This window comes from Citrobacter sp. LST-B2 (assembly GCF_057983045.1).
Genome location: NZ_CP192598.1, coordinates 583,608 through 607,865, shown reverse-complemented (window position 1 = coordinate 607,865; position 24,258 = coordinate 583,608). Strand labels below are relative to the sequence as shown.

The 24,258-nt window shown below is 53.9% G+C and carries 24 protein-coding genes and 1 tRNA gene; 8 read left to right on the top strand and 17 right to left on the bottom strand.

All coding sequences use genetic code 11. The features are described from left to right. The first annotated feature begins 15 nt into the window (after window positions 1-15). Both diaA and dolP read left to right on the top strand, forming a co-directional pair. A complete protein-coding gene (gene diaA / locus ACQ0PY_RS02955) occupies window positions 16-606 on the top strand; it encodes a DnaA initiator-associating protein DiaA (protein WP_023246631.1) in 591 nt (196 codons plus the stop codon). 9 nt (window positions 607-615) lie between these two features. Further along, the gene (dolP, locus tag ACQ0PY_RS02950; protein ID WP_042998268.1) at window positions 616-1,191 is read left to right on the top strand and encodes a division/outer membrane stress-associated lipid-binding lipoprotein; all 576 of its coding nucleotides are present in this window, start codon (window positions 616-618) and stop codon (window positions 1,189-1,191) included. 96 nt (window positions 1,192-1,287) lie between these two features. Here dolP and ACQ0PY_RS02945 read toward each other — a convergent pair whose 3' ends face one another. Together ACQ0PY_RS02945 and ACQ0PY_RS02940 are read right to left on the bottom strand one after the other, a co-directional pair. Continuing rightward, entirely contained in the window at window positions 1,288-2,325 is a 1,038-nt protein-coding gene (locus ACQ0PY_RS02945) for a permease (RefSeq protein ID WP_044255902.1), read from the bottom strand. Window positions 2,326-2,394: 69 nt separating this feature from the next. Then, window positions 2,395-3,036: an NAD(P)H-binding protein gene (locus tag ACQ0PY_RS02940; RefSeq protein WP_044255906.1), complete on the bottom strand. Its 642-nt coding sequence runs from the start codon at window positions 3,034-3,036 to the stop codon at window positions 2,395-2,397. 128 nt (window positions 3,037-3,164) lie between these two features. Between ACQ0PY_RS02940 and yhbO the strand changes: the two genes are divergently transcribed. After that, window positions 3,165-3,683: a protein/nucleic acid deglycase gene (gene yhbO, locus ACQ0PY_RS02935; protein WP_104445740.1), complete on the top strand. Its 519-nt coding sequence runs from the start codon at window positions 3,165-3,167 to the stop codon at window positions 3,681-3,683. On the opposite strand, the gene ACQ0PY_RS02930 is transcribed toward yhbO, so the two are convergent. Continuing rightward, complete coding sequence (locus tag ACQ0PY_RS02930; protein WP_054176901.1) at window positions 3,663-4,106, bottom strand: YhbP family protein; 444 nt, start codon at window positions 4,104-4,106, stop codon at window positions 3,663-3,665. The two genes, yhbO and ACQ0PY_RS02930, sit on opposite strands and share 21 nt — an antisense overlap. A 52-nt stretch (window positions 4,107-4,158) precedes the next feature. Between ACQ0PY_RS02930 and ACQ0PY_RS02925 the strand changes: the two genes are divergently transcribed. After that, entirely contained in the window at window positions 4,159-4,461 is a 303-nt protein-coding gene (locus tag ACQ0PY_RS02925) for a GIY-YIG nuclease family protein (RefSeq protein ID WP_042998272.1), read from the top strand. On the opposite strand, the gene ACQ0PY_RS02920 is transcribed toward ACQ0PY_RS02925, so the two are convergent. Together ACQ0PY_RS02920 and ubiT are read right to left on the bottom strand one after the other, a co-directional pair. Beyond that, the gene (locus tag ACQ0PY_RS02920) at window positions 4,448-4,951 is read right to left on the bottom strand and encodes a GNAT family N-acetyltransferase (RefSeq protein ID WP_042998273.1); all 504 of its coding nucleotides are present in this window, start codon (window positions 4,949-4,951) and stop codon (window positions 4,448-4,450) included. The two genes, ACQ0PY_RS02925 and ACQ0PY_RS02920, sit on opposite strands and share 14 nt — an antisense overlap. Further along, window positions 4,945-5,469 carry a ubiquinone anaerobic biosynthesis accessory factor UbiT gene (gene ubiT / locus ACQ0PY_RS02915; protein ID WP_042998274.1) on the bottom strand — a complete coding sequence of 175 codons (525 nt, stop codon included), beginning with the start codon at window positions 5,467-5,469 and terminating at the stop codon, window positions 4,945-4,947. Before ubiT ends, ACQ0PY_RS02920 begins: the two co-directional genes overlap by 7 nt. A 220-nt stretch (window positions 5,470-5,689) precedes the next feature. Between ubiT and ubiU the strand changes: the two genes are divergently transcribed. From ubiU to ACQ0PY_RS02900, 3 genes are all read left to right on the top strand, one after another. Beyond that, window positions 5,690-6,685, top strand: coding sequence for a ubiquinone anaerobic biosynthesis protein UbiU (gene ubiU / locus ACQ0PY_RS02910; RefSeq protein ID WP_042998275.1), 996 nt, complete (start codon window positions 5,690-5,692; stop codon window positions 6,683-6,685). 8 nt (window positions 6,686-6,693) lie between these two features. Then, complete coding sequence (locus ACQ0PY_RS02905; protein ID WP_042998276.1) at window positions 6,694-7,572, top strand: U32 family peptidase; 879 nt, start codon at window positions 6,694-6,696, stop codon at window positions 7,570-7,572. Between the two features lie 80 nt (window positions 7,573-7,652). After that, entirely contained in the window at window positions 7,653-8,660 is a 1,008-nt protein-coding gene (locus ACQ0PY_RS02900) for a luciferase-like monooxygenase (protein WP_042998277.1), read from the top strand. Between the two features lie 85 nt (window positions 8,661-8,745). Here ACQ0PY_RS02900 and mtr read toward each other — a convergent pair whose 3' ends face one another. The 12 genes from mtr to ACQ0PY_RS02840 all read right to left on the bottom strand — a co-directional run bounded on the left by mtr (window position 8,746) and on the right by ACQ0PY_RS02840 (window position 22,474). Then, entirely contained in the window at window positions 8,746-9,990 is a 1,245-nt protein-coding gene (gene mtr / locus ACQ0PY_RS02895) for a tryptophan permease (protein WP_042998278.1), read from the bottom strand. Window positions 9,991-10,133: 143 nt separating this feature from the next. Continuing rightward, the gene (deaD, locus tag ACQ0PY_RS02890; RefSeq protein ID WP_125339389.1) at window positions 10,134-11,978 is read right to left on the bottom strand and encodes an ATP-dependent RNA helicase DeaD; all 1,845 of its coding nucleotides are present in this window, start codon (window positions 11,976-11,978) and stop codon (window positions 10,134-10,136) included. Next, window positions 11,971-12,051, bottom strand: a complete 81-nt coding sequence (yrbN, locus tag ACQ0PY_RS02885) for a protein YrbN (protein WP_010723222.1) — start codon at window positions 12,049-12,051, stop codon at window positions 11,971-11,973. The genes deaD and yrbN overlap by 8 nt, the downstream gene beginning before the upstream one ends. A gap of 106 nt (window positions 12,052-12,157) precedes the next feature. Continuing rightward, a complete protein-coding gene (nlpI, locus tag ACQ0PY_RS02880; protein ID WP_109739803.1) occupies window positions 12,158-13,042 on the bottom strand; it encodes a lipoprotein NlpI in 885 nt (294 codons plus the stop codon). A 109-nt stretch (window positions 13,043-13,151) separates the two neighbouring features. Beyond that, complete coding sequence (gene pnp, locus ACQ0PY_RS02875; RefSeq protein WP_042998281.1) at window positions 13,152-15,287, bottom strand: polyribonucleotide nucleotidyltransferase; 2,136 nt, start codon at window positions 15,285-15,287, stop codon at window positions 13,152-13,154. Window positions 15,288-15,532: 245 nt separating this feature from the next. Next, window positions 15,533-15,802 carry a 30S ribosomal protein S15 gene (gene rpsO / locus ACQ0PY_RS02870; protein WP_000059465.1) on the bottom strand — a complete coding sequence of 90 codons (270 nt, stop codon included), beginning with the start codon at window positions 15,800-15,802 and terminating at the stop codon, window positions 15,533-15,535. A gap of 149 nt (window positions 15,803-15,951) precedes the next feature. Next, a complete protein-coding gene (gene truB / locus ACQ0PY_RS02865; protein WP_090050699.1) occupies window positions 15,952-16,896 on the bottom strand; it encodes a tRNA pseudouridine(55) synthase TruB in 945 nt (314 codons plus the stop codon). Beyond that, the gene (rbfA, locus tag ACQ0PY_RS02860) at window positions 16,896-17,297 is read right to left on the bottom strand and encodes a 30S ribosome-binding factor RbfA (protein WP_042998283.1); all 402 of its coding nucleotides are present in this window, start codon (window positions 17,295-17,297) and stop codon (window positions 16,896-16,898) included. The genes truB and rbfA overlap by 1 nt, the downstream gene beginning before the upstream one ends. Before the next feature lie 210 nt (window positions 17,298-17,507). Continuing rightward, window positions 17,508-20,198, bottom strand: a complete 2,691-nt coding sequence (gene infB, locus ACQ0PY_RS02855; protein WP_042998284.1) for a translation initiation factor IF-2 — start codon at window positions 20,196-20,198, stop codon at window positions 17,508-17,510. Between the two features lie 24 nt (window positions 20,199-20,222). After that, window positions 20,223-21,710: a transcription termination factor NusA gene (gene nusA, locus ACQ0PY_RS02850; protein ID WP_042325113.1), complete on the bottom strand. Its 1,488-nt coding sequence runs from the start codon at window positions 21,708-21,710 to the stop codon at window positions 20,223-20,225. Between the two features lie 27 nt (window positions 21,711-21,737). After that, window positions 21,738-22,190: a ribosome maturation factor RimP gene (gene rimP / locus ACQ0PY_RS02845; RefSeq protein WP_150547131.1), complete on the bottom strand. Its 453-nt coding sequence runs from the start codon at window positions 22,188-22,190 to the stop codon at window positions 21,738-21,740. 207 nt (window positions 22,191-22,397) lie between these two features. Then, window positions 22,398-22,474: transfer RNA gene (locus tag ACQ0PY_RS02840), tRNA-Met, on the bottom strand. Window positions 22,475-22,772: 298 nt separating this feature from the next. Between ACQ0PY_RS02840 and argG the strand changes: the two genes are divergently transcribed. Further along, window positions 22,773-24,116 (top strand): argininosuccinate synthase, encoded by a 1,344-nt coding sequence (gene argG / locus ACQ0PY_RS02835; RefSeq protein WP_044255923.1) that lies wholly within the window; start codon window positions 22,773-22,775, stop codon window positions 24,114-24,116. Window positions 24,117-24,258 lie beyond the last annotated feature (142 nt).

Genomic DNA, 24,258 nt, shown 5'->3' with positions numbered 1-24,258 from the left:
CTCTTAAGGATTAGCGTGTTAGACAGAATCAAAGTCTGCTTTACCGAAAGCATTCAAACGCAAATTGCCGCGGCAGAAGCCCTCCCGGATGCTATCTCTCGTGCCGCCATGACGCTGGTTCATTCACTGCTCAATGGCAACAAAATTCTCTGTTGTGGTAATGGGACATCCGCTGCCAACGCACAGCATTTTGCTGCCAGCATGATCAACCGTTTTGAAACAGAACGTCCTAGTTTACCTGCGATTGCACTAAATACGGATAATGTGGTCTTAACAGCGATTGCCAACGACCGCCTGCATGACGAAGTGTATGCAAAACAGGTTCGGGCGTTGGGTCATGCGGGTGATGTCTTACTGGCCATCTCGACGCGCGGTAACAGCCGCGATATCGTGAAGGCCGTGGAAGCAGCGGTCACGCGAGACATGACGATTGTGGCATTGACCGGATATGACGGGGGTGAACTGGCTGGACTGTTAGGGCCACAGGATGTTGAGATCCGCATCCCTTCGCATCACAGCGCACGCATTCAGGAAATGCATATGCTGACGGTAAACTGCCTGTGCGATCTGATCGATAACACGCTTTTCCCCCACCAGGATGATTAAGGAGTACACATGAAGGCTTTATCGCCAATCGCAGTCCTTATTTCTGCTCTGCTGTTGCAAGGTTGTGTGGCCGCCGCTGTTGTCGGAACCGCCGCCGTTGGTACCAAAGCAGCAACAGATCCACGTAGCGTAGGCACTCAGGTGGACGATGGAACCCTGGAACTGCGCGTCAACAGTGCGCTGTCGAAAGATGCACAGATCAAGAAAGAAACGCGAATTAACGTGACGGCTTATCAAGGTAAAGTGTTGCTGGTCGGCCAGTCGCCGAATAGCGAGCTCTCCTCACGCGCCAAACAGATTGCAATGGGCGTCGATGGTACCACCGAAGTCTATAACGAGATCCGTCAGGGTGAGCCGATTGGTATGGGCACCGCCTCAAACGACACCTGGATCACCACCAAAGTACGCTCTCAGTTATTGACCAGCGACCAGGTTAAATCTTCCAACGTGAAGGTGACAACCGAAAACGGTGAAGTGTTCCTGTTAGGCCTGGTGACCGAACGTGAAGCCAAAGCCGCGGCGGATATCGCCAGCCGGGTCAGCGGCGTGAAGCGCGTCACCACGGCGTTTACGTTTATCAAGTAAGTCGTTGTGTGCCGGATGACGGCGTAAGCGCCTTATCCGGCCTACAGAATGTACGACCGTAGGCCGGGCAAGCGAAGCGCCCCCGGCATTGCTGTTTTATATCAACGCAATACTTCCCACCATCACACCCGAAATCGCCACCAGCGCACCGGTCATCCACAGCGCTTTTGCCGGAAACGCTTTACGTAGCATAATCAGCGACGGCAGGCTGACGGCGGGTAATGTCATCAGCAGTGCCAGCGCAGGCGCAGTTCCCATTCCTGCCAGCATCATGGTCTGCACAATCGGGATTTCTGCGGCAGTTGGGATCACAAACAGACAACCGGCTACCGCCAGCGCAATCACCCACAGCAGGCTGTTATCAATAGCGCCATCGGCATGAGGGAACAGCCAGACGCGCGCCGCACCCAGTACCAACACTGCCAGAATATAGACCGGGATGGTGCTCCAGAACAGCATCCATAGCGCTTTACCCCAGCGAACAAAGAACCCGCCCTGCTCGTCCGGCTGCGTGATTTCCACCGGCAATTCAGTCTGCGGAGGCTCTTTCACCCATTTTTGTACCAGCGTCGCCACTACCAGCACCATCGCCAGTCCAGCGACCAGACGGATCGCCGCGAAATGCCAGCCAAGGACAAAGCCCATAAACACCAGCGTCGCCGGGTTTAACAGTGGATTCCCCATCCAGAATGCCAGCGCACCGCCCATCGAAACCTGCTGGCGACGCATCCCCGCCGCCACCGGTGCAGCACAACAGGTACACATCATGCCGGGCAGAGAGAAAAGCGTACCGAACAGCGTGCCGCGAAAACGTGCCTGTCCAAGCGTGCGTAACAGCCAGTCACGCGGGATCAGAACCTGAATCAGCGAGCCGAGGATCACCCCCAATACCGCTGCCTTCCAGACCGCAATGAAATAGACCATCGCATAGTCCCAGGCTGCCTGCCAGGGGTTCGCATCGGCCTGCGCCAGAATAGATTTTCCGATACTGTGTGTTTCTGCGGCGGTGAAGGCTTTACCGTAGTAAGGTTGCCATTTCACATACCAGAGACCAACAATGACGACGAGAAAGAAAAGAGCGGGTTTCCACCATTGAAACGGTGTTGCCGCCTGAGACGAAGACTGACCAGCCATAGCATTCCCCAGGGAGTGTTAGATAATTTTGCCGGTGAATACTACGCCTTTGGGAAATGTTTGGAAATGCTATATTGACGCCGCCTTTTCCCGCAGTTGAGACGATGTCAGGATTGTTACCCCGTCATGTTCAGGCGCAAGCGCTTCTGCCAGCATCGCGCGCGCCACGTCCCGCGCCTCAATCGATTTCCAGTTGCCCGGCAGCAACCGGAACAACGGTGCAAACAGGGTTTCGTTCATCCGCTGCTTTGACCGATCGCCGAGCAGCATCGACGGACGCGCAATCGTCAGCGTTGGCCAATCTTGCGCAATCAGCGCCTCCTCCATTTCCCCTTTTACGCGGTTATAGAAAAACGGCGAATGGGCATTGGCCCCCATCGAACTCACCACCAGCATATGCTGCGCCCCCAGGCGGAGACCGGTCAACGCGGTGTCGACCACCAGCGTATAGTCGGCATGGATAAACGCCTCTTTACTGCCCGCTTCACGGCGGGTCGTGCCCAGGCAGCAAAAAACAATATCGACAGGATCGGTGACCTGCGCCAGCGCATCGGTCAGTTGCGGATCGTGGGGATTATAGACGCCAGGCATATCCGCCAGCGGACGTCGCGTTGGCGCGGCAATGGAATGGATCTTCGGTTCATTAAGCAACATCCGCAGTAAATGTCCGCCAACCAACCCGGTCGCCCCGGTAATCAGTACCTGACTCATCCTCGCTCCTTTCCAGAATTGTCCGCCTTGCACCCTCAGCCCTATCGACCAGGCTTAGTAGTTCACAAGGTAATTATCCATCATCAGGGAAAAATTGCCTTATCCAATGCAGATCCAGCGGAGGAAGCATGAGTAAGAAGATTGCCGTTTTAATCACTGACGAGTTTGAGGACTCAGAATTCACCTCACCCGCAGCAGAGTTTCGTCAGGCCGGGCATGAGGTTATTACGATTGAAAAACAGGTAGGTAAAACCGTAAAAGGGAAAAAAGGCGAAGCCAGCGTCACGATTGATAAAGCGATTGATGAAGTGCGTCCGGCCGATTTCGATGCATTGCTGTTACCTGGCGGCCATTCACCGGATTACCTTCGCGGTGATGACCGTTTCGTCACCTTTACGCGCGATTTCGTGAACACGGGTAAACCGGTCTTCGCCATCTGTCACGGACCACAGTTGCTGATCAGCGCCGATGTGATTCGCGGGCGTAAACTGACCGCCGTTAAACCGATCATTATCGACGTGAAAAACGCCGGTGCAGAATTTTACGATCAGGAAGTGGTGGTTGATAAAGACCAACTGGTGACCAGTCGAACCCCTGACGATCTGCCGGCGTTCAATCGCGAAGCCTTACGCATTCTCGGTGCCTGACTGACGTAACCACACTAATTTTTTGCCAAAACCCAGGGTGTTGTCGGTGAACTTGAGTTCATCCACGCGGATTTCCCATACCGGCGCGGACAGCATTCTGGCAACCGGGAAGCGGCGAAGATAGGCCTGTCGTGCCGCGTCGCTTTCCTCCCCAACCAGTTGGCGAATCTCGCCTTTAAACTGCACGCCGCGAATCAATGCGACCGTTTTCGGTTGGCCATTTACCGTTCCGGCAACGGGCGCTCGCGAACCAGACATCTGCACATGACGCGTTTTCTCCTCCGTCAGCAGATAAAAAGCGACCTTTTTTACGTCATAAATATAAAACGCATTCGCGCACCACAATTCCCCGTCGCGATGCACGCACCAGGTCACAACGTGTTGTTTAGCCAGCCAACGACTGATCGCAGTGAGTGTTTCCATCTCGGTTCTCTTTTATACTGGATGACAGAAACGTAACACGCCGAAGGCCACGATGACACCCTGGTATCTTTATCTGATCCGCACCGCCGACAATGCCCTGTATACCGGGATCACGACCGACGTGGCACGCCGCTACCGGCAGCATCAATGTGGTAAAGGCGCGAAAGCGCTACGGGGGAAAGGGGAACTGACGCTGGCATTTTCCGCGCCGGTTGGCGACCGTTCACTGGCGCTACGCGCAGAATACCGGGTCAAACGCCTCACCAAGCGGCAGAAAGAGCGACTTGTCGCAGAAGGCGAAGGGTTTGCAGCATTACTGAATGACCTGCAAACCCCGACGCTTAAAAACGATTAAAGTGATCGTGATACTCGACCAGTCCCGTGACGCCGCTTAATGCATCATCCGCTAAGCGATGCACCTGGAACGCACTTTCCGTGCCTGGCCAGCGGCAATGCAGATCGTGGTGGGCGGCCAGTTCGAAACCAAAACGGCTGTACAGTGCCGGATCGCCCAGGGTGACCACGGCGGCATAGCCAAATTCATTGAGTGAATCCAGTCCTTCATAAACCAGTTGGCGGGCCAGACCTTGTCCACGATAGTTTTCGTCTACCGCCAGCGGTGCCATACCAACCCACTGCAGATCTTCGCCCTGCACGTCGACGGGGCTGAATGCCACATAACCCACCACCTGACCTTCATCGTCGGTGGCGACCAGACCGAGCGTCAGAAAACCATCTTCACGTAGGTCGTGAACCAGTTTCGCTTCCGCATCGCTTTCGAATGAACGACGCAGCAGGGCATCAATGCCGGGGGCGTCAATGGGAATTTCTACTCGAATCAGCATGGTTCACCTACCGATGTTTGTTTGGTTTCTGGCGAGTATTTCATGCCCGCCTCAACAAAATCCGCCAGTTGCAGCAGCATAACACGCAACGCTTTGGGCATCTGCTCCAGGTCAATGGCATCCATCAGGTTTTTCACATACAACCCTAACTCCGTATCCCCTTCGATCACCAGACGGCGTTGGAAGAAGAGCGTATCCGGATCCTGCTTACGTGCGGCGATCATCAACAGATCGCTGGCATCAGCGCTAAAACTCACGTCGGCTTGCGCATCCTCGCAGACGATCAGTTTGTCATTCTCGACCGAGGTATACCACTTCAGGCCGATATCGCGAACCGTAATGCTTAACCAACGGCCTTCCAGGAATTCCAGTTCACCGTCTGCCAGGGCCTGGCGAAACTGCCAGCTCAGGACCTGTTGCAGAACCTGGCGTTGCAGTGCAAAGGGCGTCAGTTTAACTGGCACACTCATCAGAGACGGACCGAAATGTACTAAGCGTGAACGCAGCTTATCTAACACGAGCTTTACTCCCTGTTTCAATTATCCTGCTATTTTGCCATATCAGATAAACGACATAGCGGCGTAAATCAACAATTGCGTACGAAATCTCTACCTCTTTATTACTGATATCAATACGACTTTAACTGCCTTAAATCAAAAATTGTCGCAGCAAGGTTAACTAAAATCCTTGTTCGTTAACAATTATGCGTCCCAGGCGGCGCAATCTTCAGGATAAATTATGGAGCTGCTCTGCCCTGCCGGAAATCTCCCGGCGCTTAAGGCGGCCATCGAAAACGGCGCTGATGCTGTTTATATCGGGCTTAAAGATGATACCAACGCCCGCCACTTCGCCGGCCTTAACTTTACCGAGAAGAAATTGCAGGAAGCGGTGAGTTTTGTCCATCAACACCGCCGCAAATTGCACATCGCCATTAACACCTTTGCGCATCCAGATGGTTATGCCCGCTGGCAGCGCGCGGTGGATATGGCCGCGCAACTGGGTGCGGATGCGCTGATCCTTGCCGATCTCGCGATGCTTGAGTATGCCGCAGTTCGTTATCCGCATATTGAGCGCCATGTCTCTGTTCAGGCTTCGGCAACAAATGAAGAAGCGATCAACTTTTATCATCGCAATTTTGACGTTGCCCGCGTCGTCCTGCCACGCGTGCTCTCGATTCATCAGGTGAAACAGCTTGCCCGCGTGACGCCGGTGCCGCTGGAAGTTTTTGCTTTCGGCAGTCTATGCATTATGGCGGAAGGTCGCTGTTATCTCTCGTCCTGGTTAACCGGTGAATCTCCTAATACGGTAGGCGCCTGTTCCCCTGCCCGCTTTGTACGCTGGCAGCAGACGCCACAGGGGCTGGAATCTCGTCTGAATGAAGTGTTGATCGACCGCTATCAGGATGGGGAAAACGCCGGTTATCCGACGCTGTGTAAAGGGCGTTACCTGGTTGACGGTGAGCGTTACCACGCACTGGAAGAACCAACCAGCCTGAACACGCTGGAATTGCTGCCGGAACTACTGGCGGCGAATATTGCCTCGGTGAAAATCGAAGGCCGTCAGCGCAGCCCGGCCTATGTCAGCCAGGTCGCGAAAGTGTGGCGTCAGGCGATCGACCGCTGTGTGGCCGACCCGCAAAACTATACGCCGCAAGCAGCCTGGATGGAGACGCTCGGCGCGATGTCCGAAGGCACTCAGACGACGCTTGGCGCGTATCACCGTAAATGGCAGTGAGAAAAGCAATGAAATATTCCTTAGGGCCGGTGCTTTACTACTGGCCGAAAGAGACGCTGGAAGACTTTTATCAGCAGGCCGCTGCCAGCAGCGCGGATGTTATCTATCTCGGTGAAGCGGTGTGCAGCAAACGCCGCGCCACGAAAGTCGGCGACTGGCTGGATATGGCGAAGTCGCTCGCCGGTAGCGGTAAGCAGGTGGTACTTTCAACGCTGGCGCTGGTACAAGCCTCTTCTGAGCTGAATGAGCTGAAGCGTTATGTCGAAAACGGCGACTTTTTGCTGGAGGCCAGCGATCTTGGCGTGGTGAATATGTGCGCCGACCGCAAACTCCCGTTTGTCGCCGGACACGCGCTGAACTGCTACAACGCGGTCACGCTGCGCCTGCTGCTCAAACACGGAATGGTGCGCTGGTGCATGCCGGTAGAACTGTCCCGCGACTGGCTGGTGAACCTGCTCAATCAGTGTGATGAACTGGGGATTCGCCAGCAGTTTGAAGTGGAAGTCCTGAGCTACGGGCATCTGCCACTGGCTTACTCCGCTCGCTGTTTTACCGCTCGTTCGGAAGACCGGCCGAAAGATGAATGCGAAACCTGCTGCATCAAGTACCCGAATGGCCGCGACGTGCTCTCCCAGGAGAATCAACAGGTGTTCGTCCTCAATGGCATTCAGACCATGAGCGGCTATATCTACAATCTGGGGAACGAATTGACGTCAATGCAGGGACTGGTGGATATTGTGCGTCTGTCACCGCTGGGAACCGAGACATTCGCGATGCTTGACGCCTTCCGCGCCAACGAAACGGGGCACGCGCCGTTGCCGCTTACCGCGCACAGCGATTGCAATGGCTACTGGAAACGGCTGGCGGGTCTCGAACTGCAGCCCTGATAAATAGCTCACTTTGTTAACAACATTAACTAATCTTTAATGCAGTATGAAAAGATTAACTGGTAACAAAGTGAGCCGTTATGACTGACAAAACCATTCCTTTCTCGGTGCTGGATCTGGCACCGATTCCTGACGGATCTTCAGCAAAAGAGGCGTTCTCGCACTCGCTGGATCTCGCCCGCCTCGCGGAAAAACGAGGCTACCACCGCTACTGGCTGGCGGAACACCACAACATGATCGGTATCGCCAGTGCAGCAACGTCGGTACTGATTGGCTATCTGGCCGCCAACACCCGGACTTTGCACCTCGGTTCCGGCGGCGTCATGCTTCCCAATCACTCACCGCTGGTCATTGCCGAGCAGTTCGGTACGTTGAATACGCTCTATCCGGGACGCATTGATCTCGGCCTGGGCCGCGCGCCGGGCAGCGACCAGCCGACAATGCGAGCCCTGCGTCGCCATATGGGCGGCGATATCGATAACTTCCCTCGCGACGTCGCTGAGCTGGTGGACTGGTTTGACGCACGCGATCCAAACCCGCAGGTGCGCCCGGTGCCTGGCTACGGCGAGAAGATCCCGGTCTGGCTGTTAGGTTCCAGCCTCTATAGCGCGCAGTTAGCCGCACAGCTTGGCCTGCCGTTCGCTTTTGCCTCCCACTTCGCACCGGATATGCTGTTCCAGGCGCTGCATCTGTACCGCACGCAGTTCCGGCCATCCGCGCGGCTGGAAAAACCGTATGCAATGGTGTGCATCAACATCATTGCCGCCGACAGTAACCGTGATGCAGAGTATCTTTTCACCTCGATGCAGCAGGCTTTCGTCAAGTTGCGGCGTGGCGAAACGGGCCAACTCCCGGCGCCGATTCAAAATATGGATCAGTTCTGGTCGCCGTCAGAACAGTATGGTGTGCAACAGGCGCTGAGCATGTCGCTGGTGGGTGATAAAACGAAAGTACGCCACGGACTGGAGTCTATTCTGCGTGAAACCCAAGCGGACGAGATCATGGTTAACGGGCAGATTTTTGACCATCAGGCGCGTCTGCACTCGTTTGATCTGGCGATGGATGTGAAAGAAGAGTTGGTGGGGTAGTTTTTGCCCGGTGGCGCTTCCACTTACCTGGCCTACGAGATCGCGTAGGCCGGATAAGGTGTAGCCGCCATCCGGCACAAAAGACTTACTGGTACACAGGCAATAAATTAAAGCTCGACAGGATATGTACCAGCGCGTTACCGACACCAAAAACCAGAATCAGGACAATCATCGGCTTACCACCCCAGACACGGAATTTCGGGCTACCAAAGCGCTGACGCGATTTACGTGCCAGCAACGCCGGTACAATCGCGGCCCAGATGGTCGCCGCCAGTCCTGCATAACCAATGGCATACAGGAAACCGTTCGGCCACAGCAACCCACCGGCGATTGGCGGCACAAAGGTAAGCAGCGCCGTTTTGAAGCGCCCCAGCGCCGAATCATCGAAACCAAACAGATCCGCCAGATAGTCAAACAGTCCCAGCGTCACGCCGAGGAATGAACTCGCCACCGCAAAGTTGGAGAACACCACCAGCAACAGGTCCAGACTGCGACTGTTCAGCACGCCGCTTAGCGCCTGAACCAACACATCAATATTGCCGCCCTTCTGCGCGATACCGATAAACTCTGGACGCGGAATGTTTCCCATCGTTCCCAGCAACCAGACGGAGTAGAGCACCAGCGCCAGCAGCGTACCGTAGACCAGGCACTTCACAATAGTGCGCGGATCTTTGCCGTAGTATTTCATCAGGCTCGGGACGTTACCGTGGTAACCAAAGGACGCCAGACAGAATGGCAGCGTCATCAACAGGTACGGCGTATAAGAGGCGTGACTTTCCGAGACGTTAAACAGCGTGGTCGGCGTGACGTGCCCGAGCAGACTGCCGAAGGTCAGGAAAAAAGTAATGACTTTCGCACCCAGCACGATCGCCGTCATGCGACTCACCGCTTTGGTGCTCAACCACACCACAAACGCCACCAACAGGGCAAAGCCAAACCCTGCCGCACGCGCAGGCACATTCAGCGACATTTCGCTGAAGGTATGGTGCAAAATCGAACCGCTCGCCGAAATATAGGCGTAGGTCAGGATATAGAGCACGAAGGCAATAGAAATACCGTTGACGACGTTCCAGCCTTTGCCCAGCAGATCTTTGGTGATGGTGTCGAAGCTTGAACCGATACGATAGTTGAGGTTGGCTTCGAGGATCATCAAACCGGAATGCAGCATGCAGAACCAGGTAAAGACCAGCGCCGCCATTGACCAGAAAAACCACGCCCCGGACATGACCACCGGCAGAGAGAACATCCCTGCGCCGATAATGGTGCCGCCGATGATCACCACGCCGCCGAGCAGCGAAGGTGATGTCTGGGTGGTGGTTAGTGTTGCCATTTAGCGATTTCTCCAGCGAATAATGTTGTGACGGCATTTTAATGTGTTGCACCGTACCAGTACAATAGTACAAATGAAATAAAAAAAGCCCCGATAGTTTTACCGGGGCTGTATCTATTACTTTACGTCAGTAAGCAAGATGTTTACGCGTCACGACGACGGCTGGAGCCTTCTTCACGACGTGGTGCACGGCTACCTTCGCGACGTTCGCCGCTGAAACGACGCCCATCACCACGACCACCTTCACGACGCTCGCCACCAAAGCTACGACCACCGCCACGACGTTCAGTGTGCGGCTGTGCATCGCCCAGCAGCTGCATGTTCATCGGCTTGTTCAGGATGCGAGTGCGCGTAAAGTGCTGCAGGACTTCACCCGGCATACCTTTCGGCAGTTCGATGGTGGAGTGCGAAGCGAACAGCTTGATGTTACCAATGTAACGGCTGCTGATGTCGCCTTCGTTTGCAATCGCGCCAACGATATGACGAACTTCAACGCCATCATCACGGCCCACTTCAATGCGGTACAGCTGCATATCGCCAACGTCACGACGTTCACGACGCGGACGGTCTTCACGGTCGCCACGCGGGCCACGATCGTTACGGTCACGCGGACCACGATCGTCACGGTCGCGGAACTCACGCTTCGGACGCATCGGCGCATCTGGCGGCAGAATCAGCGGACGTTCGCCCTGCGCCATCTTAAGCAGAGCGGCAGCCAGAGTTTCGATATCCAGCTCTTCGTCTTCCGCCGTCGGCTGCAGTTTCGCCAGCAGCGCACGGTACTGATCCAGATCGCTGCTTTCCAGCTGCTGCTGTACTTTAGCCGCGAATTTTTCCAGACGACGTTTGCCCAACAGTTCTGCGTTCGGCAGTTCAACTTCCGGAATGGTCAGCTTCATCGTGCGTTCAATGTTACGCAGCAGACGACGCTCGCGGTTCTCAACGAACAGCAGCGCACGGCCTGCACGACCCGCACGACCGGTACGACCGATACGGTGAACGTAAGACTCGGAATCCATTGGGATATCGTAGTTTACGACCAGACTGATACGCTCAACGTCCAGGCCACGGGCCGCAACGTCGGTTGCAATCAGAATATCCAGACGACCGTCTTTCAGACGTTCCAGGGTCTGCTCACGCAGCGCCTGGTTCATGTCGCCGTTCAGCGCGGCGCTGTTATAGCCGCTACGCTCCAGCGCTTCAGCCACTTCCAGAGTCGCGTTTTTGGTACGAACGAAGATAATCGCCGCATCAAAATCTTCCGCTTCCAGGAAACGCACCAGCGCTTCGTTTTTACGCATGCCCCAGACAGTCCAGTAACTCTGGCTGATGTCCGGACGGGTAGTGACGCTGGACTGAATGCGCACTTCCTGCGGCTCTTTCATGAAGCGGCGGGTAATGCGACGAATCGCTTCCGGCATGGTGGCAGAGAACAGAGCGGTCTGATGACCTTCCGGGATCTGCGCCATGATGGTTTCAACGTCTTCGATGAAGCCCATACGCAGCATTTCATCGGCTTCGTCCAGTACCAGACCGCTCAGACGAGACAGATCCAGGGTACCGCGTTTTAAGTGATCAAGCAGACGACCCGGCGTACCGACGACGATCTGCGGCCCTTGACGCAGGGCGCGTAACTGCACGTCATAACGCTGGCCGCCGTACAGGGCAACCACGTTCACGCCGCGCATGTGTTTAGAGAAATCCGTCATCGCTTCGGCTACCTGAACCGCCAGTTCGCGGGTCGGGGCCAGCACCAGAATCTGAGGTGCCTTCAGCTCAGGATCAAGATTGTTGAGCAGCGGTAAAGAGAACGCTGCCGTTTTGCCGCTACCGGTCTGGGCCATACCCAGAACATCGCGACCGCCCAGCAGATGCGGAATGCACTCTGCCTGGATTGGAGATGGTTTTTCGTAACCCAGATCGTTAAGGGCTTCAAGGATAGGAGCCTTCAGGCCCAGATCTGCAAAAGTGGTTTCGAATTCAGCCATGTAGTACGTGTGCCTCAAAATTAATGGCGGCCAGTCTACATAACTCATCATGAAATTGATCTGCAATTTTCATTGAAAAGTGTGAACCGGCTCAAAGTAGGTGTATTAACGAACAACAACGCCCTCACCCGCGAAGGTGATGGCAATCAAAAAAGATTACGGGCTGATGTGTACGTCAGCTATTGCTGGTCCGATTCTGCCAGGTCATCTTGGTCCTGGCCCAGGAGCGATAATTCCAACAATGCATATCGGTGCTCAACAAAGTTATGAACGTTGTTAGCCACCGCCAGTTTGAACAATGCCTTAGCGTTGTCCAAATCCCCCAGACTTAGGTAGTACTTACCTAAATAGAAGTTGGTTTCACTGAGATGCTCAGCGAGCGAGGTGTTATCCGTTGCGTCCGCCTTGAGCCTATCCATCAGCGTTGCTTCGCTAATGTTGCCCAGGTAGAACTCGACAATGTTCCATCCCCATTGTTCTTTATCCGATTTCTCGAAGCGCTGTTTCAGCGCGACTTTTGCCTGCTTCTCATCGAGCTTCTGCTCGGCGAGATAAAGCCACAGGCTGCGGAAAGGATCATTGGGATCGTCTTGATAAAACGCCAGCAGATCATCTTGCGCTAACTTGTCGCGACCGCCGTAATACAATGCGATACCGCGATTTAAGTGCGCGTAGTTGTAAGTTGGATCAAGCTCAAGTACAGAATCAAACGCTTCATAGGCAGCATCAAAATTGCCTGCCTGCGTTAAATAAATGCCTAAGTAATTGAATACTTCAGGCATATCAGGTCGGATTGCCAGCGCTTGTGAAAAATCATTTCGCGCCAATGCCCTCAGACCGAGACTATCATACAACACTCCGCGCTCATATAAAAGCTGTGCGCGTTCGTCATCGGTTAAAGCCCGACTGGCAAGAATTTGTTCCATGCGTGCCAGAATCACTTCCTGCTGCAAAGTCGGTTGCAATGGTACTGCGAGGACTTCACTCTTACGCCAGGTGGAGTTACTGCATCCAGCCAGCGTGAGTGCTGTTGCCACGAAACACCAGCGCAAAAAAGGCTTCATTTCCCACTCCCGAAGACAACGATTAATTGAACGTCCTGTTCCCCGGTTGCTAACAAGGCGTCCTGCCAGGTTAAAAGCCCTCCGCAACGGCGGAGGGCAAATGGCAACCTTACTCGCCCTGTTCGCTTACCGGAGCTTCCGGTGCGGCGGCAGGCTGAGATTGTTCAGTTGCTTCTTTAATGCTCAGACGTACACGGCCCTGGCGGTCAACTTCCAGAACTTTAACCGGTACTTCCTGGCCCATCTGCAGGTAATCGGTCACTTTCTCAACGCGCTTATCTGCGATCTGCGAGATGTGTACCAGGCCTTCTTTACCGCCGCCGATGGCAACGAACGCACCAAAGTCAACGATACGGGTCACTTTACCGTTGTAGATACGGCCCACTTCGATTTCTGCGGTGATCTCTTCGATACGGCGAATTGCGTATTTCGCTTTTTCACCGTCGGTTGCTGCGATTTTCACGGTACCGTCATCTTCGATTTCGATGGTGGTGCCAGTCTCTTCGGTCAGCGCACGGATCACAGAACCGCCTTTACCGATCACATCTTTGATTTTGTCCGGGCTGATCTTAATGGTGTGGATACGCGGTGCAAACTGAGAAATGTCGCCGCGTGGCGCGTTAATCGCCTGTTCCATCACGCCCAGGATATGCAGACGCGCACCTTTAGCCTGGTTCAGAGCAACCTGCATGATCTCTTTGGTGATACCTTCAATTTTGATATCCATCTGCAGCGCAGAGATACCGTCGCGGGAGCCCGCAACTTTGAAGTCCATATCGCCCAGGTGATCTTCGTCGCCCAGGATGTCAGACAGAACAACGTAGTTGTCGCCTTCTTTCACCAGACCCATCGCGATACCCGCAACGGCCGCTTTGATCGGCACGCCTGCGTCCATCAGCGCCAGAGAGGCACCACACACGGAAGCCATGGAAGAAGAACCGTTGGATTCGGTGATTTCAGAAACCACACGCACGGTGTACGGGAATTTATCCAGATCCGGCATCACTGCCAGCACGCCGCGCTTCGCCAGACGACCGTGACCAATTTCACGACGCTTCGGAGAACCGACCATGCCGGTTTCGCCGACGCAGTACGGAGGGAAGTTGTAGTGGAACAGGAAGTTGTCAGTACGCTCGCCCATCAGTTCGTCGAGGCTCTGCGCATCACGGGTGGTACCCAGGGTTGCGGTAACCAGCGCCTGAGTTTCGCCACGGGTGAACAGTGCGGAACCGTGGGTACGTGGCAGTACGCCAGTACGCACGTCCAGACCACGGATCATGTCTTTTTCGCGGCCATCAATACGCGGTTCGCCGGCCAGTACACGGCTACGCACCACGTTTTTCTCGATTGCGTGCAGGATTTCACCCAGTTCGTTAGCGTCCAGGGACTCATCTTCTGCAACCAGCGTTGCGATGGTTTCAGACTTGATCACGTCAACCTGAGCATAACGCTCTTGTTTGTCGGTGATACGGTAAGCGTCGCTCAGGCGAGATTCTGCCAGGGCTGCAACGCGCGCGTTCAGCGCTTCGTTCACCGCTTCCGGCTGCCAGTCCCAACGTGGTTTACCGGCTTCTTTCACCAGTTCGTTGATTTCTTTGATAACCACCTGCTGCTGTTCGTGACCAAACACGACAGCACCCAGCATCTGGTCTTCACTCAGCAGTTCTGCTTCGGATTCAACCATCAGTACGGCGGCTTCCGTACCGGCAACGACCAGATCCAGTTTGCTCTCTTTCAGCTCGTCCTGAGTCGGGTTCAGTACGTACTGGTCATTGATATAACCCACACGTGCCGCACCGATTGGGCCGTTGAACGGAATACCAGACAGAGACAGTGCAGCAGAGGCACCGATCATCGCGACGATATCCGGGTTAACCTGCGGGTTAACGGAAACGACGGTTGCGATAACCTGAACTTCGTTCACGAAACCTTCCGGGAACAGCGGACGAACCGGGCGGTCAATCAGACGCGCGATCAGAGTTTCGCCTTCGCTTGGACGGCCTTCACGACGGAAGAAGCTACCTGGGATGCGGCCAGCAGCGTAGGTACGCTCCTGATAGTTAACGGTCAGCGGGAAGAAGTCCTGACCCGGCTTCGCTTTTTTCTGGCCGACAACGGTCACGAATACCGCCGTGTCATCCATGCTAACCATAACAGCGGCAGTGGCCTGACGGGCCATCATGCCGGTTTCCAGCGTAACGGTATGCTGACCGTACTGGAATTTACGAACGATCGGATTAAGCAAAATAATATCCTTTCCAATTTTTTGGCGACACAGACTGAATCGCCGTTAATACCCGATCTTCTGCGCATCCTCGCGACTAATGACAACCCTAACCCATACGAAATTGGGTAAAGCCTCTCATTAGCCGCGCGAACCTCTGCAACGGAAGATCATTCATAGCAACAATACAATAGTTTCCAGTGAATTGCTGCCATCTGCTTGAAAAAAGGGGCCATGAAGGCCCCCTTTTACGAAACTCGCAAGAATTAGCGACGCAGACCCAGACGCTCGATCAGCGCGGTGTAGCGTGCAACATCTTTACGTTTCAGGTAGTCGAGCAGTTTACGACGCTGAGAAACCATGCGCAGCAGACCACGACGGCTGTGGTGATCTTTTTTGTGCTCTGCAAAGTGGCCCTGCAGGTGGTTAATCTGTGCAGTCAACAGTGCAACCTGAACATCGGTAGAACCGGTGTCGTTTGCATCACGACCAAACTCAGAAACGATTTTAGCTGTAGCTTCAGTACTTAGAGACATTTTAAAACTCCAAAGTATTAAGTATGAAAGGACGCCGATCTCTAATTCAGCGTTCCCAGTGTACGCCAGGTGAACTGTTAAAAAATTCACGCGACGTTAAGCGGCAGTATTCTACTCGTAGCGCCTTCTTATCGCAAGACGAACGCGTGCTACGCCGGATACTCCACCACTAATCGGCGAGGCGCCACGCGACCTTCGTCGTCGATCTCGCCCATACCGATAAATTTACCGTCATCACCTTCCGTGACACGGACTAACCCTTCCTGCGGGGCGCCGTTCGTGCGAACCGGGTTACCGTTTTTGAAGTAAACCGATGATGTTAGCGGCAAATTAACGACAGGGTAGTCCGATGCCGGACTGTCCATCGGCATCAACAGCGGATCAAGCAACTGTGCTGCCGGGATCCCCTGTTGCTCCGCCTGTTCGACCATTTCACGCAGACGCTCCAGCGTGACCATACGATCCACCGGATATTTGCTGACCGTCAGACGACGCAGGAAGATCACATGCGCGCCACATCCCAGCTTCTCACCCAGATCGTCAATAATAGTACGAATATAAGTGCCTTTCGAACAGTGCACTTCCAGCTCCAGTTCATCCCCTTCATGACGGATAAACAACAGCTCGTAAACGGTAATCGGTCGGGCTTCACGCGGCACTTCAATGCCCTGACGCGCGTATTCGTACAGTTTTTTACCCTGATACTTCAGCGCCGAATACATCGATGGCACCTGCTCGATATCACCGCGGAACGTGTCCAGCGCGGCCGCCAGTTGCTCGGGGGTGAAGGCGACCGGGCGCTCCTGTACGATTTGCCCATCGGCATCGGACGTGTCTGTACGCTGTCCCAGACGGGCAATCACCCGATAACGCTTGTCAGAATCCAGCAGATACTGCGAAAACTTGGTCGCTTCCCCGAGGCAAATCGGCAGCATGCCGGTCGCTAACGGATCCAGCGCCCCGGTATGCCCGGCGCGATTGGCGTTATAAATGCGTTTAACTTTTTGCAGTACGTCATTGCTGGACATGCCCTGCGGCTTATCCAGCAGCAGGACACCGTGAATGTCGCGACCACGACGACGAGGACGACTCATTAGTCCTCCTTGCTGTCGTCCGGGTTTACACGACGTTCTTCGTCATGTTTAACCACGTTGGTCACCAGGTTGGACATGCGCATCCCTTCCACCAGCGAATTATCGTAGAAGAAGGTCAGTTCCGGCACGATACGCAGTCGCATCGCTTTACCCAGTAGGCTACGGATGAAGCCGGACGCTTCCTGTAACGCTTTGATGCCTGCCTTGATAGCGTCTTCATCTTTGTCATTCAGGAAGGTGACATACACTTTGGCATACGCCAGATCGCGAGACATTTCGACACCGGAAACGGTGGTCATCATGCCCAGACGCGGGTCTTTAATTTCGCGCTGCAGGATGATTGCGATCTCTTTTTGCATCTCCTGTCCCACGCGCTGCGGGCGACCAAATTCTTTCGCCATAATAAATTCTCCAGACAAAAAAGGGGCCCTAAGCCCCTTTTAAAAATTATTGCCGGGTGGCGCTTCGCTTCCCCGGGCTACGCAAAACCATCTTCTAAGTATTTTGGGTTGCAACAAGGCAACAAGGGCGTGAATCCCCGGAGCATATAACTATGTGACCGGGGTGAACGCTCGTAGCCAACGCAGTGGCGGCCCAAAAGACGACGAAGATTATGCGATGGTACGTTGAATCTCGATGATCTCGAACACTTCGATCATATCGCCAACGCGAACGTCGTTGTAGTTCTTCACGCCGATACCACATTCCATACCGTTACGGACTTCGTTAACGTCATCTTTGAAGCGGCGCAGGGATTCCAGCTCGCCTTCGTAGATAACCACGTTGTCACGCAGGACGCGGATTGGGTTGTGACGTTTGATCGTCCCTTCGGTAACCATACAGCCCGCGATGGCACCAAATTTCGGTGATTTGAACACATCACGAACTTCAGCCAGACCGATGATCTGCTGTTTCAGTTCCGGAGACAGCATACCGCTCATCGCCGCTTTCACTTCATCGATCAGGTTATAGATGACGGAGTAGTAGCGCAGATCCAGGCTTTCGGATTCAATCACTTTACGCGCAGAGGCATCCGCACGAACGTTGAAGCCAACCAGAATCGCGTTGGACGCTGCGGCCAGGGTTGCGTCGGTTTCGGTGATACCACCGACACCAGAACCGATGATCTTCACTTTCACTTCGTCGGTAGACAGTTTCAGCAAGGAGTCGGAGATCGCTTCCACAGAACCCTGAACGTCGGCCTTCAGCACGATGTTCACTTCGTGAACTTCGCCTTCGGTCATGTTGGCGAACATGTTCTCGAGTTTAGATTTCTGCTGACGTGCCAGTTTCACTTCACGGAATTTGCCCTGACGATACAGTGCAACTTCACGTGCTTTCTTCTCGTCACGTACCACGGTCACTTCGTCACCGGCTGCCGGAACACCGGACAGACCCAGGATTTCCACCGGAATGGACGGACCTGCTTCCAGAACTTCCTGACCCAGTTCGTTACGCATCGCACGAACGCGACCGTATTCGAAGCCGCACAGTACGATATCGCCTTTATGCAGCGTACCTTCGCGCACCAGTACGGTAGCAACCGGACCACGACCTTTATCCAGGAAGGATTCGATAACCGCACCGCTCGCCATCCCTTTACGGACCGCTTTCAGTTCGAGAACTTCGGCCTGCAGCAGGATCGCATCCAGCAGTTCGTCGATACCAGTACCTGCTTTTGCAGAAACGTGGACGAACTGGCTCTCACCGCCCCACTCTTCCGGCAGAATGCCATACTGGGACAGTTCGTTTTTAACGCGATCCGGATCGGCTTCCGGCTTATCGATTTTGTTTACTGCAACCACAACCGGCACACCCGCCGCTTTCGCGTGCTGGATAGCTTCGATGGTCTGCGGCATCACGCCGTCGTCTGCTGCAACAACCAGAACCACGATATCCGTTGCCTGTGCACCACGAGCACGCATGGAGGTAAACGCGGCGTGGCCCGGGGTGTCCAGGAAGGTGATCATACCGTTGTCGGTTTCAACGTGGTAAGCACCGATGTGCTGGGTAATACCACCCGCTTCGCCAGAGGCCACTTTCGTTGAACGAATGTAGTCCAGCAGAGACGTTTTACCATGGTCAACGTGACCCATGATGGTCACCACAGGTGCGCGCGGTTCAGCCGCAGCACCCGTATCACGGTCGCTCATTACGGCTTCTTCCAGCTCGTTCTCACGACGCAGGATAACTTTGTGGCCCATTTCCTCGGCAACCAGCTGTGCGGTTTCCTGGTCGATCACCTGGTTGATGGTCGCCATTGCACCCAGCTTCATCATCGCTTTGATGACCTGAGAGCCTTTAACCGCCATCTTGTTCGCCAGATCGCCAACGGTGATGGTTTCGCCAATCACAACGTCACGGTTAACAGCCTGCGCTGGCTTCTGGAAGCCCTGCTGCAGTGCGGAACCTTTACGCTGTTTGCCGCCTTTACCACCGCGAACCGCGGCACGCGCTTCTTCACGGTCGGCTTTGGATTCAGCGTGTTTGTTGCCTTTCTTCGCCGGACGCGCCGCTTTCGTGTTGCGGCCACGGCCACGACCGCCTTCCACTTCACGATCGTTTTCGTCTTCGGCCTGGCGAGCGTGCTGAGAAGTGGTGACATGATAATCGCTCTTATCTTCTTCCACTTTTTCCTGCTCAGCCCACACGCCTGCGTTCTCTTCCGCCATACGGCGAGCTTCTTCCGCTACGCGGCGCGCTTCTTCTTCAAGCTTGCGACGTGCTTCTTCTTCCGCTTTACGCTTCAGCTCTGCAGCTTCATTCTCACGGCGGGCTTTCTCGGCCTGGGCGGTTTTGGTCATATCGTCAGTCTGTTGATTGCTCACTTTGTCTTTTTCCGCAGCTTCGCGTTTCGCTTTATCAGCGGCGTCACGCTTAGCTTGTTCTGCGGCCTCACGGTCAGCTTTTTGTTGCGCCTCGCGTTTGGCCATTTCTTCAGCCTCACGACGGGCCTGCTCTTCCGCTTCACGCTGCGCTTGCTCTTCCGCGGCAAGGCGTTCGGCCTCTTGCGGATCACGTTTCACAAAGGTGCGCTTCTTGCGGACTTCGATTTGTACCGATTTGCTTTTTCCACCGGTACCTGGAATGTTCAGGGTGCTACGCGTTTTACGCTGCAGCGTCAGCTTATCCGGGCCAGAACCATTTTCACGGTTCAGGTGCGCCAGTAAAGTCTGTTTTTCTTGTGCGGACACAGAGTCATCAGCAGACTTCGGGATACCGGCATCAGCAAATTGCTGTACCAGGCGATCCACGGAGGTCTGTATCTCTGCGGCCAGCGTTTTTACGGTTACATCTGTCATGCTGTTCCTTCCTGCTACAGTTTATTACGCTTCGTCGCCGAACCAGCAAATATTACGGGCAGCCATAATCAGCTCACCGGCTTTTTCGTCGGTCAACCCTTCGATATCAGCCAGATCATCAATGCCCTGTTCGGCGAGATCTTCCAGCGTACAAACACCACGGGCAGCCAGTTTGAAGGCCATATCGCGATCTAATCCTTCCAGATTCAGCAGATCGTCAGCCGGCTTGTTATCACCGAGGCTTTCTTCCTGGGCCAGTGCCAGAGTGGTCAGTGCGTTTTTAGCACGCTCGCGCAGTGCTTCAACGGTCGGCTCATCAAGGCCATCGATTTCCAGCAGTTCTTTCATTGGCACGTAGGCCAGTTCTTCCAGAGTGGCAAACCCTTCTTCAACCAGAACAGTGGCGAACTCTTCATCAATATCGAGATATTTGGTGAAGGTATCGATCGCGGCATGTGCTTCAGCCTGATGTTTAGCCTGGAGGTCATCAACGGTCATCACGTTGAGTTCCCAACCGCTTAATTGCGAAGCCAGGCGGACGTTCTGACCATTACGTCCAATTGCTTGCGCCAGGTTACCGGCTTCAACGGCGATATCCATGGTGTGTTTATCTTCATCCACCACGATAGACGCAACGTCAGCCGGTGCCATAGCGTTAATCACGAACTGCGCCGGGTTATCATCCCACAGGACGATATCGATGCGCTCGCCGCCCAGCTCGGTCGAAACCGCCTGAACGCGTGCGCCACGCATACCAACACACGCGCCGACCGGGTCGATACGCTTGTCGTTGGTTTTCACCGCGATTTTCGCACGGGAACCCGGATCGCGAGCTGCGGCCTTAATTTCAATCACTTCTTCGCCAATTTCCGGCACTTCAATGCGGAACAGTTCAATCAGCATTTCCGGCTTGGAACGGGTCACGAACAGTTGCGCGCCGCGTGCTTCCGGGCGAACAGAGTAAAGAACGCCACGAATACGGTCGCCAGGGCGGAAGTTTTCACGCGGCAGCATGTCTTCGCGCAGGATCACCGCTTCAGCATTGCTGCCCAGATCCAAAGAGATATTATCGCGGTTCACTTTCTTCACCACGCCGGTGATGATTTCACCTTCGTGTTCACGGAACTGATCAACAACCATCGCGCGTTCAGCTTCACGAACCTTCTGTACGATAACCTGTTTTGCGGTCTGGGTAGTGATACGGTCAAAGGTCACAGATTCAATCTGATCTTCAACGTAATCGCCCAGGTTCAGGCTTTCGTCTTCAAAACGTGCGGCTTCCAGCGTGATTTCTTTCGTCGGCTGGGTCACTTCTTCAACAATCACCCAACGACGGAAAGTGTCAAAATCACCGCTTTTACGATCGATTTCTACGCGAACGTCAATCTCTTGTTCATATTTTTTCTTTGTCGCTGTAGCCAGCGCACTTTCCAACGCTTCAAAAATTTTCTCGCGTGGCAGCGCCTTTTCATTGGATACGGCTTCAACAACAGCCAAAATTTCTTTGTTCATCGCGGGCTTTTCACCTCATCCAGACTGTTAAAAGTGGGGAACCAGGTTCGCCTTCTGGATATTACTCAGCGCGAACACTTCATCTTTTCCTTCGACTGTGACGGTGATCATTTCACCATCTACCGCTTTGATAACGCCCTGCCATTTACGGCGGTTCTGTACCGCCATGCGGAGTACCAGCGAAACATCTTCACCCAGGAAACGCACATAGTGTTCAGCAGTGAACATTGGGCGGTCGAGACCCGGTGAGGAGACTTCCAGGTTGTAAGCCACAGTAATAGGATCTTCAACGTCCAGAACTGCGCTCACCTGGTGGCTCACATCAGCACAATCATCAACATTGATGCCATCTTCACTATCAATATAGATGCGCAGTGTGGATGTGCGACCGCGAATAAATTCGATGCCGACCAGTTCGTAACCTAAGGCCTCAACTGGCGCTGTAATCATCTCTGTTAATTTTTGCTCTAATGTGGACAAGCCCACCCCCAAGACATAAAAAAAGGGCCTAAAGCCCAGTTATTCTGTAGTCAGATAACAAAAAACCCCGAAAAATCGGGGCTTTAGATAACTGAACCCTATAACCGCAACTGCGGTCTGGAGAACCTTCCGAAAGAATTTTTTTCAAATCCAGCTACGAAGGCCATGGTCTTCACAGTATATTTGAAAAAGAACTCTAAGGGAAAGTGGTTGCGGGGGCCGGATTTGAACCGACGACCTTCGGGTTATGAGCCCGACGAGCTACCAGGCTGCTCCACCCCGCGCCTGAAACGTGGCAAATTTTACTCGTTTTGGGTAAAAGATGCAAATACTGCTGGGATTTGGTACCGAGGACGGGACGTAAAATCTGCGCGTATTATATTGATTACCCCCCCATTGTGTCAACCTTGTTAACGACATAACCTGACATGCCGTCATCAGCGTAATTTACGGAAATAAACACGAAACTCTTCCTGTCTCCGTAAAAAGATGATTAAATGAAAACTCATTTATTTTGCATAAACATGCACTGAGAGCAGAAAGCCGATCTCACCATCAGTCTATCAAGCAGGGTTTTATTTTATGACGACGATTCTCAAGCATCTTCCGGTAGGTCAACGTATTGGTATCGCTTTTTCCGGCGGCCTGGACACCAGCGCGGCACTGCTGTGGATGCGACAAAAAGGGGCTGTCCCATATGCATATACTGCGAACCTGGGTCAGCCAGACGAGGAGGACTATGATGAGATCCCTCGTCGTGCAATGGAATACGGTGCAGAGAACGCTCGACTGATCGACTGCCGTAAACAACTGGTTGCTGAAGGTATCGCCGCGATTCAGTGTGGGGCATTCCATAACACCACTGGCGGGCTCACCTATTTCAATACTACGCCGCTCGGTCGTGCAGTCACCGGCACTATGCTGGTTGCAGCGATGAAAGAAGACGGCGTCAATATCTGGGGCGACGGCAGTACCTATAAAGGAAACGACATCGAGCGTTTCTATCGCTATGGCCTGCTGACCAACGCTGAACTACAGATCTACAAACCGTGGCTGGATACGGACTTTATCGATGAACTGGGCGGTCGTCATGAGATGTCTGAGTTTATGATCGCCTGCGGTTTCGACTACAAAATGTCCGTCGAAAAGGCCTACTCCACGGACTCCAACATGCTCGGCGCGACGCACGAAGCCAAAGACCTCGAGTTTCTGAACTCAAGCGTTAAGATCGTCAACCCAATCATGGGCGTGAAGTTCTGGGATGAGAACGTGAAGATCGCCGCGGAAGAAGTCACCATTCGCTTCGAACAGGGTCATCCGGTCGCGCTGAATGGTAAGACCTTCAGTGACGATGTGGAAATGATGCTGGAAGCGAACCGCATCGGCGGGCGTCACGGACTGGGAATGAGTGACCAGATTGAAAACCGTATTATTGAAGCCAAAAGCCGCGGTATTTACGAAGCCCCTGGGATGGCGCTGCTGCATATCGCCTATGAGCGTCTGCTGACTGGTATCCACAACGAAGACACCATTGAGCAGTACCACGCCCACGGCCGTCAGTTAGGTCGCCTGCTCTATCAGGGTCGTTGGTTCGACTCTCAGGCGCTGATGTTGCGTGATAGTCTGCAGCGTTGGGTCGCCAGCCAGATTACCGGTGAAGTGACGCTGGAACTGCGTCGCGGCAACGACTATTCGATCCTCAATACCGTGTCCGACAACCTGACCTACAAGCCAGAGCGTCTGACAATGGAGAAAGGTGACTCCGTGTTCTCACCGGACGATCGTATTGGGCAGTTGACCATGCGTAACCTGGACATCACCGATACCCGGGAGAAGCTGTTCGGCTATGCACAGTCAGGGCTGCTTTCTGCCTCTTCGGCTACTGGTTTGCCCCAGGTTGAAAACCTGGAAAACAAAGCGAAGTAACGATTTGATAATTAAATGAAGGCCGCGAAAGCGGCCTTTTTTATCTATGCCAGATAAGTGCAATCCCATGGAGCATAACTTATTAATGATATCTGCTGGATATAGTAGAGGATTTCTACACATCAGAATGTAACAGCAAAAA

What these genes read in the sequence shown, in the direction of transcription:
- dolP (WP_042998268.1), top strand. Translation starts at nt 616, where the DNA reads ATGAAGGCTTTATCGCCAATCGCAGTCCTTATTTCTGCTCTGCTGTTG.
- ACQ0PY_RS02945 (WP_044255902.1), bottom strand. Translation starts at nt 2,325, where the DNA reads ATGGCTGGTCAGTCTTCGTCTCAGGCGGCAACACCGTTTCAATGGTGG.
- ACQ0PY_RS02940 (WP_044255906.1), bottom strand. Translation starts at nt 3,036, where the DNA reads ATGAGTCAGGTACTGATTACCGGGGCGACCGGGTTGGTTGGCGGACAT.
- yhbO (WP_104445740.1), top strand. Translation starts at nt 3,165, where the DNA reads ATGAGTAAGAAGATTGCCGTTTTAATCACTGACGAGTTTGAGGACTCA.
- ACQ0PY_RS02930 (WP_054176901.1), bottom strand. Translation starts at nt 4,106, where the DNA reads ATGGAAACACTCACTGCGATCAGTCGTTGGCTGGCTAAACAACACGTT.
- ACQ0PY_RS02925 (WP_042998272.1), top strand. Translation starts at nt 4,159, where the DNA reads ATGACACCCTGGTATCTTTATCTGATCCGCACCGCCGACAATGCCCTG.
- ACQ0PY_RS02920 (WP_042998273.1), bottom strand. Translation starts at nt 4,951, where the DNA reads ATGCTGATTCGAGTAGAAATTCCCATTGACGCCCCCGGCATTGATGCC.
- ubiU (WP_042998275.1), top strand. Translation starts at nt 5,690, where the DNA reads ATGGAGCTGCTCTGCCCTGCCGGAAATCTCCCGGCGCTTAAGGCGGCC.
- ACQ0PY_RS02905 (WP_042998276.1), top strand. Translation starts at nt 6,694, where the DNA reads ATGAAATATTCCTTAGGGCCGGTGCTTTACTACTGGCCGAAAGAGACG.
- ACQ0PY_RS02900 (WP_042998277.1), top strand. Translation starts at nt 7,653, where the DNA reads ATGACTGACAAAACCATTCCTTTCTCGGTGCTGGATCTGGCACCGATT.
- mtr (WP_042998278.1), bottom strand. Translation starts at nt 9,990, where the DNA reads ATGGCAACACTAACCACCACCCAGACATCACCTTCGCTGCTCGGCGGC.
- deaD (WP_125339389.1), bottom strand. Translation starts at nt 11,978, where the DNA reads ATGGCTGAATTCGAAACCACTTTTGCAGATCTGGGCCTGAAGGCTCCT.
- yrbN (WP_010723222.1), bottom strand. Translation starts at nt 12,051, where the DNA reads ATGAAAATTGCAGATCAATTTCATGATGAGTTATGTAGACTGGCCGCC.
- nlpI (WP_109739803.1), bottom strand. Translation starts at nt 13,042, where the DNA reads ATGAAGCCTTTTTTGCGCTGGTGTTTCGTGGCAACAGCACTCACGCTG.
- rpsO (WP_000059465.1), bottom strand. Translation starts at nt 15,802, where the DNA reads ATGTCTCTAAGTACTGAAGCTACAGCTAAAATCGTTTCTGAGTTTGGT.
- truB (WP_090050699.1), bottom strand. Translation starts at nt 16,896, where the DNA reads ATGAGTCGTCCTCGTCGTCGTGGTCGCGACATTCACGGTGTCCTGCTG.
- rbfA (WP_042998283.1), bottom strand. Translation starts at nt 17,297, where the DNA reads ATGGCGAAAGAATTTGGTCGCCCGCAGCGCGTGGGACAGGAGATGCAA.
- infB (WP_042998284.1), bottom strand. Translation starts at nt 20,198, where the DNA reads ATGACAGATGTAACCGTAAAAACGCTGGCCGCAGAGATACAGACCTCC.
- nusA (WP_042325113.1), bottom strand. Translation starts at nt 21,710, where the DNA reads ATGAACAAAGAAATTTTGGCTGTTGTTGAAGCCGTATCCAATGAAAAG.
- argG (WP_044255923.1), top strand. Translation starts at nt 22,773, where the DNA reads ATGACGACGATTCTCAAGCATCTTCCGGTAGGTCAACGTATTGGTATC.